Source organism: Actinoplanes auranticolor, assembly GCF_018332655.1.
Taxonomy (GTDB): domain Bacteria; phylum Actinomycetota; class Actinomycetes; order Mycobacteriales; family Micromonosporaceae; genus Actinoplanes; species Actinoplanes auranticolor.
The window spans coordinates 18726-32708 of sequence record NZ_BOQL01000025.1 but is presented as its reverse complement, the minus strand read 5'-3'; the positions used below and the strand labels follow the sequence as shown (position 1 = coordinate 32708).

The 13983-nt window shown below is 71.7% G+C and carries 17 protein-coding genes; 6 read left to right on the top strand and 11 right to left on the bottom strand.

What is annotated here, in order from left to right:
* Window positions 1-11: 11 nt before the first annotated feature.
* Complete coding sequence (gene ygfZ / locus Aau02nite_RS15395) at window positions 12-1073, bottom strand: CAF17-like 4Fe-4S cluster assembly/insertion protein YgfZ (RefSeq protein WP_212989102.1); 1062 nt, start codon at window positions 1071-1073, stop codon at window positions 12-14.
* The gene (locus Aau02nite_RS15390) at window positions 1070-1468 is read right to left on the bottom strand and encodes a Fur family transcriptional regulator (protein WP_212989177.1); all 399 of its coding nucleotides are present in this window, start codon (window positions 1466-1468) and stop codon (window positions 1070-1072) included. The genes ygfZ and Aau02nite_RS15390 overlap by 4 nt, the downstream gene beginning before the upstream one ends.
* A 62-nt stretch (window positions 1469-1530) precedes the next feature.
* Between Aau02nite_RS15390 and Aau02nite_RS15385 the strand changes: the two genes are divergently transcribed.
* On the top strand, window positions 1531-2322 hold the full coding sequence (locus Aau02nite_RS15385) for an aminotransferase class IV (protein WP_246595165.1): 792 nt from the start codon (window positions 1531-1533) through the stop codon (window positions 2320-2322).
* A 90-nt stretch (window positions 2323-2412) separates the two neighbouring features.
* Here Aau02nite_RS15385 and Aau02nite_RS15380 read toward each other — a convergent pair whose 3' ends face one another.
* Both Aau02nite_RS15380 and mtfM read right to left on the bottom strand, forming a co-directional pair.
* On the bottom strand, window positions 2413-3012 hold the full coding sequence (locus Aau02nite_RS15380; RefSeq protein WP_246595164.1) for a heme-binding beta-barrel domain-containing protein: 600 nt from the start codon (window positions 3010-3012) through the stop codon (window positions 2413-2415).
* Window positions 3009-3113, bottom strand: coding sequence for a small membrane protein MtfM (mtfM, locus tag Aau02nite_RS47380; protein WP_281420991.1), 105 nt, complete (start codon window positions 3111-3113; stop codon window positions 3009-3011). The genes Aau02nite_RS15380 and mtfM overlap by 4 nt, the downstream gene beginning before the upstream one ends.
* Window positions 3114-3127: 14 nt before the next feature.
* On the opposite strand from mtfM, the gene Aau02nite_RS15375 reads away from it, so the two are divergent.
* Genes Aau02nite_RS15375 through Aau02nite_RS15365 form a run of 3 tightly spaced genes read left to right on the top strand, consistent with a single transcriptional unit; the run spans window position 3128 to window position 4661 of the window.
* On the top strand, window positions 3128-3502 hold the full coding sequence (locus Aau02nite_RS15375) for a DsrE family protein (protein WP_212989100.1): 375 nt from the start codon (window positions 3128-3130) through the stop codon (window positions 3500-3502).
* 42 nt (window positions 3503-3544) lie between these two features.
* On the top strand, window positions 3545-4060 hold the full coding sequence (locus Aau02nite_RS15370) for an RNA polymerase sigma factor (protein ID WP_212989099.1): 516 nt from the start codon (window positions 3545-3547) through the stop codon (window positions 4058-4060).
* Window positions 4041-4661, top strand: a complete 621-nt coding sequence (locus Aau02nite_RS15365; protein ID WP_212989098.1) for a LytR C-terminal domain-containing protein — start codon at window positions 4041-4043, stop codon at window positions 4659-4661. The genes Aau02nite_RS15370 and Aau02nite_RS15365 overlap by 20 nt, the downstream gene beginning before the upstream one ends.
* Here Aau02nite_RS15365 and Aau02nite_RS15360 read toward each other — a convergent pair.
* The 7 genes from Aau02nite_RS15360 to Aau02nite_RS15335 all read right to left on the bottom strand — a co-directional run bounded on the left by Aau02nite_RS15360 (window position 4658) and on the right by Aau02nite_RS15335 (window position 11855).
* On the bottom strand, window positions 4658-7480 hold the full coding sequence (locus tag Aau02nite_RS15360; RefSeq protein ID WP_212989097.1) for an RICIN domain-containing protein: 2823 nt from the start codon (window positions 7478-7480) through the stop codon (window positions 4658-4660). The two genes, Aau02nite_RS15365 and Aau02nite_RS15360, sit on opposite strands and share 4 nt — an antisense overlap.
* Window positions 7481-7552: 72 nt before the next feature.
* Window positions 7553-8416: a hypothetical protein gene (locus Aau02nite_RS15355; RefSeq protein ID WP_212989096.1), complete on the bottom strand. Its 864-nt coding sequence runs from the start codon at window positions 8414-8416 to the stop codon at window positions 7553-7555.
* A 69-nt stretch (window positions 8417-8485) separates the two neighbouring features.
* Window positions 8486-8815 (bottom strand): DUF1416 domain-containing protein, encoded by a 330-nt coding sequence (locus Aau02nite_RS15350; RefSeq protein ID WP_212989095.1) that lies wholly within the window; start codon window positions 8813-8815, stop codon window positions 8486-8488.
* Between the two features lie 2 nt (window positions 8816-8817).
* Window positions 8818-9666, bottom strand: coding sequence for a sulfurtransferase (locus Aau02nite_RS15345; protein ID WP_212989094.1), 849 nt, complete (start codon window positions 9664-9666; stop codon window positions 8818-8820).
* Between the two features lie 171 nt (window positions 9667-9837).
* A complete protein-coding gene (locus Aau02nite_RS47780; protein ID WP_322790998.1) occupies window positions 9838-9915 on the bottom strand; it encodes an Ms5788A family Cys-rich leader peptide in 78 nt (25 codons plus the stop codon).
* Window positions 9916-9984: 69 nt separating this feature from the next.
* Entirely contained in the window at window positions 9985-10773 is a 789-nt protein-coding gene (locus Aau02nite_RS15340; protein WP_246595163.1) for an LmeA family phospholipid-binding protein, read from the bottom strand.
* Window positions 10774-10838: 65 nt separating this feature from the next.
* Complete coding sequence (locus tag Aau02nite_RS15335; protein WP_246595162.1) at window positions 10839-11855, bottom strand: hypothetical protein; 1017 nt, start codon at window positions 11853-11855, stop codon at window positions 10839-10841.
* 329 nt (window positions 11856-12184) lie between these two features.
* Here Aau02nite_RS15335 and Aau02nite_RS15330 point away from each other — a divergent pair, with 329 nt between their 5' ends.
* Window positions 12185-12901: a winged helix-turn-helix transcriptional regulator gene (locus Aau02nite_RS15330; protein ID WP_212989174.1), complete on the top strand. Its 717-nt coding sequence runs from the start codon at window positions 12185-12187 to the stop codon at window positions 12899-12901.
* Entirely contained in the window at window positions 12898-13764 is an 867-nt protein-coding gene (gene mshD, locus Aau02nite_RS15325; RefSeq protein WP_212989092.1) for a mycothiol synthase, read from the top strand. The genes Aau02nite_RS15330 and mshD overlap by 4 nt, the downstream gene beginning before the upstream one ends.
* The last annotated feature ends 219 nt before the right edge of the window (window positions 13765-13983 follow it).

Sequence of the window (13983 nt, the reverse complement as noted above, 5' to 3'; positions counted from 1 at the left end):
GCCGCCCCTGCTCAGGAGATGTCGATGGCCGCGGCCGACTCCCCCACCAGCAGCGCCGCATCGTCGGCGACGTTGCGCTTGAGCACCGCCAGCGCGATCATGCCCAGCTCGTGGTGGCGGACGGCGGTGCCGACGTAGCCCACGGCCCGGCCGTCCAGGGTCACCGGCGTGCCCTGCGCGGGCGGCTGATCGGTGGCGATCCCGTCGAGGTGCAGCAGCACCAGCCGGCGCGGCGGCTTGCCCAGGTGATGCACCCGGGCGATCGTCTCCTGGCCGCGGTAGCAGCCCTTGTCGAGGTGCACGGCCGGCGCCACGAAGCCCGCCTCGGACGGGATCGTCCGGTGGTCGGTCTCCCAGCCCAGCCGCGGCACCCGGTGCGCCACCCGGACCGCCTCGTACGCCCACAGCCCCGCCTTCGGCACGCCGGCCAGCAGCGCGAGCACGCTCTCCAGCGACGAGCGTGGCACCAGCAGGTCGACGCCCAGCGGCACCCGCCGCGCCAGGGCACCGGCACCGAACGGCCGCACGTCGTAGAGCGCGGTCGGTGCGGCCGGCACCGTCCCGGCGGCGAACTTCGGGCCGGGCACCTCGAAGATCCGCGGCTCGGCGAGCTCCACGCCCAGGTGCTCCCGCGCGGCGGCCACCGCGTGCGGCCCGATCAGCGACAGCACCGCGATCTCGGCGCTCGCGTCGCGCGGCTCGACCTTGGTGAAGAAACGCATCATCTCGAGGTACTTCAGCAGGGCCGCGCCCGCTCCGGGCTCGGTGTCGAGCCAGGCGATGGTGCCGTCCTCGGCGACCAGGGCGTGCTGCTCGACGTGCCCGTGCGGGGAGAGCACGAGCAGCTCGGTGCCCTGCCCGGCGCGCAGATCGCTGAGGTGCTGGGTGGTCAGGGTGTGCAGCCAGCTCGCGCGTTCCTCGCCCGGCACGGCGAGCACGTCGCGGTTGGAGCGGTCGACCAGGCCGACGGCTGTGTCGAGGGTGCGCTGCTCGCGCATCGGGTCGCCGTAGTGGGCCGGTACGCCGGCGTCGGCCGACGCGGGCTCCAGCTCCTCGATGAGAACGGTGGTCATGGCTGCTCCTTGCAGTCGCCGCAGACGCCGAACAGGGACACGTGCCCCACGTCGACCCGGAAGTTGCGGTCCCGCTGCAGCTGCTCGGTCACCGGCAGCATCACCGCCGGATCGACCTCGTCGATCGACCCGCAGTCGCGGCAGACCAGATGGACGTGCTGGTCCTCGCCGGCCCGGTGGTACGTCGGTGACCCGTGCGACAGATGGGTGTGGCTCACCAGCCGGAGGTCCTCGAGCAGCTCGAGGGTGCGGTAGACGGTGGTGATGTTGACGCCCGCCGCGCGCTGCCGCACGGTGTGGTGGATCTGCTCGGGGGTCGCGTGGCCCAGCTCGTGCACCGCCTCCAGGATCAGCTGGCGCTGCGGAGTCAGTCGCAGGCCGCGCTCCCGGAGCATCTCGGCGAGGGAAGAGGAGGACACGCTACGAGCATAGTTCGCTCGGCATACCCTCTTCTCTGGTGAGCGACAGCTTGATGGTGATCCCCGGCTCAGGTGAGCTGAGCCCGGCGGACCGGGGCGTGCTGTACGGCGAGGGCGTCTTCGAGACGCTGCACCTGCGCCCGGACGGTCCCTGGCTGCTCAACGCCCATCTGGACCGTCTGGCCCGGTCGGCGGCCTTGCTGGAGCTGCCGCTGCCACCGCGTGCGGAGCTCACCGCACTGGCCGCCCGAGCGGCGCAGGCCCGGACCGGCGGCGAGGGCGCCCTGCGGTTGATCGTCACCCCGGCGACGTTCTATGCCACGGTCGGCGCGGTGCCGGCCACGGCCCGCCGCCAGCGCCGGGAGGGCATCAAGCTGATCACCGCGGACCTGGGCCTGACCGCCCGCCCACCCTGGTCGCTGGCCACGGCCAAGACCATCTCGTACGCGGAGAACCTCGCCGCCACCCGCTGGGCCAAGGACCAGGGCGCCGACGACGTCCTCTGGCTCCGCGCCGACGGCCACGCCCTGGAAGCCCCGACGGCCAGCCTCATCTGGCTCACCGGCGACACCCTCTGCACGGTCCCGCCGCAGCAGACCGGCATCCTCCCCGGCACCACCGCGGCCCACCTGCTCAGCCGCGCGCCGGAGCTGGGCCTGCGCCCGGAGGAACGCATGATCACCGCAGCCGACCTGCCGGCCACCGACGCGATCTGGCTGGCCAGCTCCCTGCGCGGCCTGGCCGAGGCGCGCACCCTCGATGGCGCCGCGCGAGCGGCGTCACCGTGGAGCCCGCGCCTCCTCGCCCTGCTCGGCTTCGACGGCTCCTGACCGAGCACGGACCTCGCGTTCGGCGGGAGCGACGGTCAGCACCATGCAACCAGGCACGACATCCTGACCTTGACCTTGATCTGGGGAAGATCAGCCACCGATACGGAGCAACCTCGCCGACAAGTGCGGCACCAAGGTCTCGCCCATGCCGGACATCTCGTGGGCGTAGAGCAGCGCCCCGTCGACGATGCCGAACAGCCGGTGACCGGCCGTGACCTCCAGGGCTGACGGCGTGCGGACGACCGCGTCGGTGACCATCTCCAGCCGGGTGCCGTTGACCCGCCCGACGTAGAGCTCCATGACGCCGTCCGGCGTCATCATCGTGGCTTCCATCTCGTCGCCCGGCCGGTCGTTCACCAGGACGGGCCGCCACCAGCCGGTCTCCCGGTCGGCCATCCGCACCGGCTGGGAATCCGCGTCCAGGATCCAGATCCGCGACTCGTACGCCAGGAACGGCCGCCCGTCGTGGCTGATCCGGACCTCCTGGGCGAAGTCGAAGTCCTCGGGCGCCGGGAAGCCACCCTGCCCGCGGCCGCGCCACAACCCGATGAACGGCAACAGCCCCAGCAGCGCCGGGTGCAGATCCGGTCCCTTGCGGAGGTCGTGCGTGTCCTCGTACGGGTACGGCCCGACCGGCGGAGCGTTCAGCCAGGGCGGCGGGCCCAGCGGGTTTTCCGTCTCACTGCTCACCAGCGTCCCCTTGCAATGCGCATCGCCAGATAGCCCAAACCGCCTGCCAGCCCGCCGAACCCGGCGACCAGCAGACTCACGAACCCGATCTCGGTAACCATGACCGGCCCATCCTATGCTGACCGGCATGGCCCGCTTGCTCGTCGTCAAGGCAACCGCCGGCGCGGACGCCCCGGAGCGCTGCTCGCAGGCGTTCACCGTGGCCTCGACCGCGGCCGCGTCCGGGGTGGACGTCTCGTTCTGGCTCACCGGCGAGTCCACCTGGTTCGCCCTGCCGGGCCGGGCCGCGCAGTTCGAGCTGCCGCACGCCGCACCGCTGCCGGACCTGCTGGACCTGCTGATCGGCAGCGGCCGGGTCACCGCCTGCACGCAGTGCGCCGCCCGCCGGCAGATCGGCCCGGACGACGTGCTGCCGGGTATCCGGATCGCCGGCGCCGCGGTGTTCGTCGAGGAGATCATGGCCGGGGGCGCGCAAGCGCTCGTCTACTGACCAGGATGCAACCGGCCCCGCCGCTGCGGGGTGTACTTGGTCATGCCACCCAGTACCGCTGACTTCGACGCCTTCTACCAGGCGAGCGCCCGGCGCGTCGTGCTCTACCTGTACGCCGTCTGTGGCGACCTGGCCGACGCACAGGACATCGCCCAGGAGGCGTACGCCCGGGCCTGGCAGCACTGGCCGAAGGTGTCCGGCTATGAGAACCCGGAGGGCTGGGTCCGCGCGGCCGGCTGGCGGCTGGCGGCGAACCGGTGGCGGGGTCTGCGGCGCCGGTGGGCGGCGCATGCCCGGATGGGTCCGCCCGACGTGGAGACGCCGAGCCCGTCACCGGATCGGGTGGCCGTGGTCGCCGCCCTGCAGCAACTGCCGGCCGCCCAGCGCCAGGCGGTGGCCCTGCACTACCTGTACGACATGTCGGTCAACGACATCGTGCTGCACACCGGCGCCCCGGCCGGCACCGTCAAAGCCCGGTTGTCCCGGGCCCGCACCGCGCTCGCCGAGCTGCTCGGCGACCACCCCCAGGAGGTCAACGATGTCCCGACCCGTTCGTGAGCGGCTCGCCGAGCTCGAGGCGGACGTCGAGCAGTTGCGGCTGGCCCCGGCGGCTGCCGTCCGGGCCCGGGGGCGCAGCCGGATCCGTCGCCGCCGGGCCGGCACGGCAGCGGCGCTCGCCACGATGGTCGTAGCGGGCGGATTCGGCCTGAGTTCGGTCGCCGGTGGTGCGGCGGATCCGGTCGCCCCGCCGCCCGCTGCCCCCTCGTCGTCGGTTTGCTCGTTCCCCGTCGACCTCGAGCTGCCCGACGACCCCGGCGACGTGATCATCAAGGTCGTCGGCCGCTCCGACCTGGTCGGCGAGACGGCCATCGAGCTCAAGCATCGCGGCTTCGTCGCCGACGAGCTGAGGTGGTTCGATCCGGACGCCGACAACGCGGGACCCGTGGCGGTGCTCCGGTACGGGCCCCAGGCGGTGGGCGCCGCCACGGTGGTGCGAGCCCTGGTGAGTGGCGACGTCGCCATGAAGTTCCTGCCCGACCGGGGTGGCCGGACCATCGACCTGGCGCTCGGCACCGGCTTCCGCCGGCTGGCCACCACGACCGAGGTGAACATGGCCCTGGTGGAGTTCGGCGAGCCGGCCCGCCCGGCCGGCTGCTAACCCGGGACGATCCGCCAGCGCTGGTTCGCCCCGCCCAGGTCCGCCCACTGCGTGACCACCGCACCGTCGGCAGTGGACTGGCCGGACACCTCCAGGACCTTCCCGCTGTGCCGGGCGACCAGCACGAAGGCACCGGCACCGGCCCAGGCCAGCCGCCACTGCTGGTGAGCCCCGCCGGCGTAGGCGCGCTGTGTCACCCGGGCGCCGTCGGTCATCGAGGAGCCGCCGACCTCGGCGCACTTGCCGGTCAGGTTGCTCACGATCCGGAAGTGGCCGCCGCCCACGTCCTCGAACTTCCAGACGTGGTCGGCGGTGCCGGTCGATGGCCACTGGGTGAGCTGGGCGCCGTCGGCGGTGGACATGTCCTGGATCGCCAGCACCTTGCCGGTGTGGGTCACCTGCAGCTTGACCGGGCCGTCCGGGATGAGCTGCCAGTTGTGGTCGGCGGTGCCGGTGTCGGCGTACTGCACGACGTTCGCCGAGTCGGCGGTGGACATGCCGGCCACGCCGAGCACCTTGCCGGAGTTCTTGTTCCTGATCCGCAGGTGGCCGTCGCCGTTGTCGACGAGCTGCCAGAGATGGTCGGCGGTGCCGTTGTCGTCGAACTGCACCACCTGGGCCGAGTCGGCGGTGGACATCCGGTCGACGCCGAGCACCTTGCCCGAGTTCACGCAACGGATCCGGACGTGGCCGTCGCCGTTGTCGACGAGCTGCCAGAGATGGTCCGCCGTGCCGTTGTCCGCGAACTGCACCACCCGCGCGCTGTTGGCCTGCGACATCTGGTCGACGCCGAGCACCTTGCCGCTGTGCTGGTTGCGGATCCGGAAGGCCACGCCGGGCGGGACCCACGGCCGGCCGTCCCCGATCGTCGGGAACGAGGTGATCCGCAGCCGCGCGGCACCCATCGGAATCAGCGTGACCGTCTCGACCGGCTCGGCCGACGGCGTCGGGCTGTCCTGCAACGGCGTGACGATCTCGTCGCTGTCGGCCGTCCAGGCGGGGATCCGGCGCGCCGGCGTGGTGATCCGGATCGGCGCGGTCGCCGGGGTGAACGGATCGGCCACGTCGCCGAGGCCGGTCGTCACGACGAAGGACGTCGCGCCGTCGAGCCCGTAGTTCCACGGTGAGCCGGGCCGGACCTCGCTGGTCGGCCAGGTCTCGGTGCCGCCGGTGCGGGTCCATTTCTCGGTGATGGCCAGCGAGAAGGTCAGGGCGCCGAAGTCGACGGAGACGCTGTCCTGCATGGCGGGCCAGGTGCGGACCCGGGTGCGCATGGGCAGGCGCAGCACGACCCGGTCGCCGTTCTGCCAGGTCCGGCTGATCTTCCCGTACGCCGGGCCGGCCGCGACAACCGCGGCGGCACCGTTGACGGTGAGCACGGGGTCGGTGCACCAGCCGGGGATCCGCAGGTACAACGGGAACGCCACGCTCGCCGGGGTGCTGACCGTGTACGTGATGGTGTCGCCGAACGGGTACGCGGTGTCGGCGCTGACGGTCACCTCCGTACCCCCGGCCACCGCGGCCGTGACCCGCGACGGACCGTGCAGGTTCGCGGCCAGGCCCGCGTCGGGGGTGGCCGCCCACATCTCCTCGACGTAGTACGGCCAGCCCATGCCGTAGTTGTGCGGGCAGCACCGGTAGTTGTCGATGCCGAGCATGTACGCCTGCATCGGGAAGCCGTTCTGGAACTGCCCCTGGCTGCCGGTGTGGTCCCGCAGCGAGATGCTGTTCGCGCTGGTGATGTAGTGGATGCCGCGCTGCTGCGGGTCCAGCGCCGCGGGCAGCGAGTTGACCGCCAGGTCCTCGACGCGGTCGAACCAGACCGGGTCGCCGGTGATCCGGCCGAGCATCTCGTGCCCGGCCATGAACTCGACGATGCCGCAGGTCTCGAAGCCCTGCCGGGGGTCGCCGAAGCCGGGGCGGGCGTTCTCGTCACCGGCGAACCCGCCGCCGGGGAACTGCCCGTAGGTCTGCATGACCAGGTCGTAGTCGGCGTAGCTGGCCTGCCGGTGCGCGGCGTCGCCGGAGAGCACCGAGTAGACGGCCGGCTCCCGGAAACCCTGGGCCAGGTTGACGTTGTGCAGCGACGGCAGGTTGTTCACGTAGTTCGCGGAGTTCGCGTGGATCTTGTGGGCCAGGTCGAGCAGGAACGCGTCGCCGGTGCGGTTGTAGGTCCAGAACACCACCTCCAGCGTGTCGGCCCATCGGTAGCTGCCCCAGCTCTGCGAGAAGACGCTGGTCGGACAGCCGTTGACGTAGCGCAGGAAGCGGGTCAGGAAGGGCACGACCCGCTCGTCGCCGGTGAACTCACCGAAGGTGCGGATCGCGTGCAGCATCGGCATGTGCGGCCACAGGTCGGGGCCGTTGTCCAGGCTGGTCCGCAGGCGGGTGGGGCCGAAATAGCCGTCCGTCGCCTGGGTGGCGAGCACGCCGTCGATCCAGCGCTTCGTCTCCGCGACGACCCGGGCGTCACCGGTGACGTAGCCCAGGCTGCTGAAGCCTTTGAGCCAGTACGGCACCTCCTCCCAGCCGCCCAGTTCCGGACGGATCCAGCCGGTCTGGTCGTACCGCAGGAAGTGCGAGACCTCGGTCAGCCGGCCGTTGAGGCCGTTGAGCTGGTGGCCGAGCTGGGTGGCGAGCCAGCCGCCGGCCCGGGTCCGGCCGGGCGTCAGCCGCAGGAAGGCGTCGGGGCGCAGCGGCGCGCGGTTCACGACGTAGCCGGGCGCGGCCGCTCGGGCCGTCGTCGCGGTGAGGAGTTCGGTGGCCGCCGCTACGGCGGGCACAGCGAGGGTTCCGGCCAGGAAGGTACGACGATCCACAGCAGCCTCCGGGTGGGCCAGGGCGTGCAGTCACGGTGGATTATAGATCGGTCGTGCTCGATGGAAGGTTTATCAACGACAACCGGTGGTGGCGTCCACCCGGGCCCGGCCCTCGCTGTCGCTGACCACCACCGACACGGTCCCGGCGCGGTAGGCCCACATGTGCGGGTCGGACTGCACCACCACGGCCCCGGCGACGGCACCCCGCAGCGCTCGCCCGAGATCGGCGGGTGCGATCACCTCATCGGCGGTGACCGTCCGGGCGATGCCGCCGTTCGGGCACGACACCTCACTGGCCGTGGCCTCCGCCGCGGTCGGTTGCAACGCCCGCAGCGCAGCCGTGAACGCCGGCGGCACCTCGGTGGCTGCGACCGGCGCCGGATCGAGGTCCACACCGTCCGCGAGCGGCCGGCATCCCGTCGAGACCAGCAGGGTGAAGACGGTGGCGTCCGCGTCGGCGGTGGTGTCGACCCCCACGAACTCACCCGCGTCGGCCCGCAGGCCGTAACGGGTGCGGGCCTCGTTGTGCCGGGCCTTGGCCGCGTACCCGGCTGGCATCGCGCGGGCGATCGCCTCCAGCGTGCCGGGCACCTGACCCGGCTGGACGCGGACGGTGATCTCCCGGGTCGCCTCGACCCCCTCGCGCACCGGCGTGAGGGCACAGTCGCGGTCGAAGCTCAGCTCGCCCAGGGTGACCACCCGGCCGGCGGCGTCGGCCGCGGCCAGCGTCACCCCGGTGGCCCGCTGCAACACGGGCAGCGCGGCCGCGATGTCCCGCTGCTCCGGCACGGTGGGCGGATCGTTACGCACGGACCAGACGCCGAGGCCGGTCAGCACCAGGGCCCAGGTCACCACCACCCCCGTCAGCCACCAGCGCCGCCGGGGCCGCGGGGCAGCCGGAGGTGGCGGAGCGGGGTGGTACGCGGGGACGGTCACGGCAGCCATGCTTGCACGACGAAGGGCGGGACCCGGTGCGGGTCCCGCCCTTCGGCAACAGAGCGTGGGTCAGGAGCTGACGCTGAGGCCGACCTCGTTGACGCCGCGGGTCGCATCCACGGCCAGGTCGCCGTTGCCGTGCCGGGACAGGGCCCGCAGGGTCCAGGTGCCCGGGGCCGCGAAGAAGCGGAACACCCCCTCCGGGGACGTCACCACCTCCGCCGTGAACTCGCCGGTGGAGTCGAGCAGGCGGACGTACGCGCCACCCACCGCCTCACCCTCGGCGTTGCTCACGACGCCCGTGATCACGGTTTCCTTCTGCAGATCGACACTGGCCGGGATGGGAGCCGACTGGTCGGGCGCGGCGCAGCCGTCCGCGATGTTCGACGGAGACGTCATGGTCACGCCTTCCCCGGCTCGTCGCCGAGCGCGATCGGCACGCCGATGAGCGAGCCGTACTCGGTCCAGGAGCCGTCGTAGTTCTTCACGTTCTGCTGGCCGAGCAGCTCCTTGAGCACGAACCAGGTGTGCGAGGAGCGCTCGCCGATGCGGCAGTAGGCGATGGTGTCCTTGCTGCCGTCCAGACCGGCCTCGCCGTAGATCTTGGCGAGCTCCTCGTCGGACTTGAAGGTGCCGTCCTCGTTGGCCGCCTTGCTCCACGGCACGCTGATCGCGGTCGGGATGTGGCCGCCGCGCTGCGACTGCTCCTGCGGCAGGTGCGCCGGGGCCAGCAGCCGGCCCGCGAACTCGTCGGGGCTGCGCACGTCGACCAGGTTCTTCACGCCGATGGCCTGCACGACCTCGTCACGGAAGGCGCGGATCGACAGGTCCGGCGCGGACGCCTGGTACTGCGTCGCGGGGCGGTTCGGGACGTCCTTGCTGTACGGGCGGGCGTCGAGCTCCCACTTCTTGCGGCCACCGTCGAGCAGCTTGACGTCGCCGTGCCCGTAGAGCTTGAAGTACCAGTACGCGTACGCCGCGAACCAGTTGTTGTTGCCGCCGTAGAGGATCACGGTGTCGTCGTTGGCGATGCCCTTGGCCGACAGCAGCTTGGAGAACTGCTCCTGGTTGACGAAGTCGCGGCGTACCGGGTCCTGCAGGTCGGTCTTCCAGTCGATCTTCACGGCGCCGGGGATGTGGCCGCCGTCGTAGGCGGTGGTGTCCTCGTCGACCTCGACGAAGACGACGCCCTGCGTGTCGAGGTTCTTCTCGGCCCAGTCGGCAGAGACGAGTGCGGTGTCGCGACTCATCGGAGTACTCCCTTGTCAGGTGAGGTGGGGGTGAGTCGACGCGCGGAGATCTGGTCGCACCCCGCGCGGGACCCTTGCGGTACGGATCACGTTGGGTTGGGTGCGACGGCGCCACTGCCGGGCGGGGAGAATCAGAGGAAGATCAGATCCTGCGCAGCGTGCATGGCCCCGTCAGATGACAGGGCGACACAGGCAGGCGGCCACGCGGCACAGGTCGACCGCGCGCCTTTTGGTGAGCAGAGGGCTCATGAACGTGACCTTACCAGCGGGTCCACGGCTCGGAACACCGTCGACCACCATCCGGGATTGAGGGAGGGGTCACAAGCCGCCTGAACTCAGGGACACGTTGCTGGCGCCGGTGGTCACGTACAGGCCGTCGGCGCGCGGCTCGACCTTCTGCACCTTCAGGCCCAGCGGCAGCGCCGGCACCTCGAGGTTGAAGGCCAGCTGCTTGACGTAGTTGTCGACCAGGGTGCGCACCAGCGGGATGTTCGGCAGTCCCTCGGCGGTGACGTCGGCGAAGGTGACACTGACGACGCCGTCCTTGACCGCCAGGTTCGCCGTACCGGTGGCATTGAAGGTCTGGCCCAGCGCCTGGAACGGCGCGGCACCGATCAGCTTGCCGTCGCGCTCGCTGAGCTTGAGACCCTCCTGGCCGATCAGGTCGGCGAGGTCCGGATAGGTCAGGGTGCCGACGCCGGTGACCGTGGCGGCCACGATGTCGCCGTTGCCGGAGCGCACGGTGTCCAGCGGCGCGTTCACGTCCTTGGCCCGGATGTCGAGCTTGTCCATCTTGATGGTCTTGCCGTCGCCGGCCGGCCCGGAGAACTTGTTCAGCAGGATCTTGATCTCCTGGTAGTTCCCGGCGAGGACCTGGGTCAGGAACGGCACGCCCGCGATGGTCACGTCCGGCTTCTCGGCCGTGGCCTTCTGCTCGGTGAGCTGCTGGGCGACCCGGTCGCCGATCTCCCGCTCGGCGTAGGACGCGCCGAACCGGTCCACCGCGACCAGCGCCGCACCGATGATGAGCAGCAGCACCACGAAGGTGATCAGCAGACGCCGACCCCAGCGCTTGCGCGGCCGTGCGGACCCGTACACCTCAGCCACTACGGCCTCCCGTTCACCTCAGGTTGGGGCACGGTATATGCCCGATGCGAGCTCCCGGGACACCCTCAACCGAGGAAGAAGGCCGTCAGTACGTACGCACCGGGCAGGGCCAGGGCAAACGCGCCCAGCGGACCCTGCATGTGCCGGGCCACCCAGAAGGTCGGGGTGTCGCCGGCCATCCGGCGGCCCACCTCCGAGTAGTTGACCGCGAGGTCCACCAGCATGGCCACCCCGGCGGCGACGAAGCCGAGCAGCGCCCCCTTGGCCGGCGTGAACGGCAGCACCAGCACGCTGCCCAGCCCGGCCGCCGCCAAAGTGCCGAGCATGGCCCCGACGATGATGCCGGTGGCCCCCCGGGGCACCTGCGGCGCGATCCGCGGCCGCGGGAAGAACGCGTCGACCAGATGCGCGACCAGCACCGCCACGGCGACGGCGGTCAGGCAGACCAGCACCGCCTGGGTGCCGACGGGCTTGCGGGTGAGCACGATCAGCTGCGCGAACGAGACCACGCCGACCACGATCAGCAACGTGCCGCTCAGCGCGTCGCGCACGTGCATCCGGTCGCCGGGACGGATGAACTGCCCGGCCACGGCCACCGCATAGCCGGCCACCGCGACCACGATCAGCGGCAGGATCCCGGCGGGTTCGCGGTTGACCGCCAGATAGTCGGCCACCAGGGCGGCGGCCACGCAGACCCCGGCGACCGTGCCGGCCGCGGGCGGCCGGATGGCCATGGTGAAGGCGAGGATGAAGAGCAGCTGCACCCCGAAGACCACGATCGCGTACGGCAGGCGCGCGTCCGGACCGGAGGTCTGCGCTCCCAGCACCAGCCCCACCCCGAGCAGCGCGGCGAAGCCGGCGATGGCCACCGAGAGCTGACGGCGGACCGGGACCTCGGGGATCTCCTCCTCGATCTCCTCGTCGTCCTCCTCCGGATCGCCGCCACGGGCACCGATCCGGGAGGCGGGCTCGGGGGCGCCGGCGTAGAAGCCGGACGAGGACCGGCCCGGCGCCGACCGGGCGATCTCCCGGGAGACGTCGTCGTCCCAGGAGTCGTTGTCGCGCGGCGCGGAGGGAAGCACGCCTGCGATCGTGCCAGACGCGGGGCCGATCGTGCTCATCGCAGCGGGGTCATCCCACACGTCACCCGCCGGCAACATGGATGCGCTCCCATTGCGCCTGGGATTCCGGTCGGGTGAAAGGCTGGTTACGGTTCGGCCGTTCGGCCACCTCGGGGGCGTAGTTCACATCACTTGGCGATCCGACCAGGGCTTTCCGCCTGCTGCATCGGTTAAGGTGTTCGCAGCCCACCCGTCGGTGACGCCGGGACAAGTCCTACCGGTGGCGCAGCCCTGAGCTGTGCAGACCGGGTCACCCGAGCGGCCTGCGGGCCGCGAGGATCGAGGTGAGTGTGGAAATCCTCCTGTTGGTGACGACACGTGCTGGTGAACCGTCCGCCGTGCTTCCCGCCCTGGACCTGCTGCCCCACTCCGTGCGCACGGCGCCTCGCGACGTGCGCACTCTGGTGTCCGGGCCCAGCCCGGACGCCGTGCTCGTCGACGCCCGCTCGGAGCTCTCCGAGGCCCGCGCGACGTGCCGGATGCTGCACGCGACCGGCATCGGTGTCCCGCTGATGGCAGTGGTCACCGAGGCCGGCCTGATCGCCCTCAACGCCGACTGGGGTGTCGACGACGTCATCCTGGCCAGCGCGGGCCCGGCCGAGGTCGAGGCCCGGCTGCGCCTGGCGGTCGGCCGCCTGACCAACGCCACGGCCGGGGCCGGCGGCTCGATCCGGGCCGGCGAGCTCAACATCGACCCCGACACCTACGCCGCCAAGCTCAAGGGCCGGCCGCTCGACCTCACCTACAAGGAGTTCGAGCTGCTCAAGTTCCTCGCCCAGCACCCGGGCCGGGTCTTCACCCGCGACCAGCTGCTGCGCGAGGTCTGGGGCTACGACTACTTCGGTGGCACCCGGACGGTCGACGTGCACGTGCGGCGCCTGCGCGCCAAGCTCGGCTCGGAGTACGAGTCGATGATCGGCACCGTCCGCCAGGTGGGCTACAAGTTCGTGGTCCCGCCGAGCGGCCGCCAGCTGCCCGACAACGAGCCCGTGTCCCTGCCCGTATGACGACGGTCCGCACCCGGGACCGGCTCTCCCCCGCCGAGGCGGCTGACGTGCTCACGTTGGCCGCCGCGGCGGACGAGGCCGACGGTGTCCACCCCCTGTCGGAGGACGGCGTCCTCGGCCTGCGCGGCTCCGGCCGCACCCACCTGCTCGCCTACGCGGACGACACCCTGGCGGGCTACGCCTACCTGGACGGGACGTCCGGCGAGCTGGTGGTGCACCCGAAACACCGGCTCCGCGGCCACGGCACCGCCCTGCTGACCGCGGCCGGTCCGGGCCCGCTCCAGTTCTGGGCGCACGGTGACGAGCAGGCGGCGCGGGCCTTCGCCGAGAAGGCCGGCTTCACCCGCTCCCGTGTGCTCTGGCAGATGCGCCGGTCCCTGTCCGGCCTGCCCGACGTGCCCCTGCCCGAGGGTGTCACCCTGCGGGCCTTCGTGCCCGGCGCCGATGACGACGCCTGGCTGGGCGTCAATTCCCGGGCCTTCGCCCACCACCCGGAGCAGGGCCGCTGGACGGCCGACGATCTGCGGCTGCGGTTCGGCGAGCCGTGGTTCGATCCGGCCGGCTTCCTGCTGGCGGTGGACCCGGCCGACGACCGGCTGCTCGGCTTCCACTGGACCAAGGTGCATCCCGCCGACGGCGGCGAGCCCGCGATCGGCGAGATCTACGTGCTGGGCGTCGATCCGGGCGGCCACCGCCGGGGGCTGGGCGCCGCGCTGAGCGTGGTCGGTCTCCGGCATCTCGCCGGCCTCGGCCTGGCGGACGTGCTGCTCTACGTGGACGAGTCCAACACCGCCGCCGTGGCGCTCTACCGGCGGCTGGGCTTCGAGATCCACTCCACCGACGTGATGTACAGCCGCGGCTGACCCGTCACGGGACGACCGTCACCGGCCGGCGCGGCGCTCCGGTTCCGGCGTGACGAGCGGTGAGTAAGCCACCTCACACGGGCTGATCCCACGCGTCCCAACCCGGTCAGCCGGGCTCGAAAGAGAACACAAAATAACGGACATATACGGCGTCGCGCCCTCGGTTCACGTAACGGACAACCCCTCCACAGCCAAAGGCTACGAACCGGCGCAGACCTG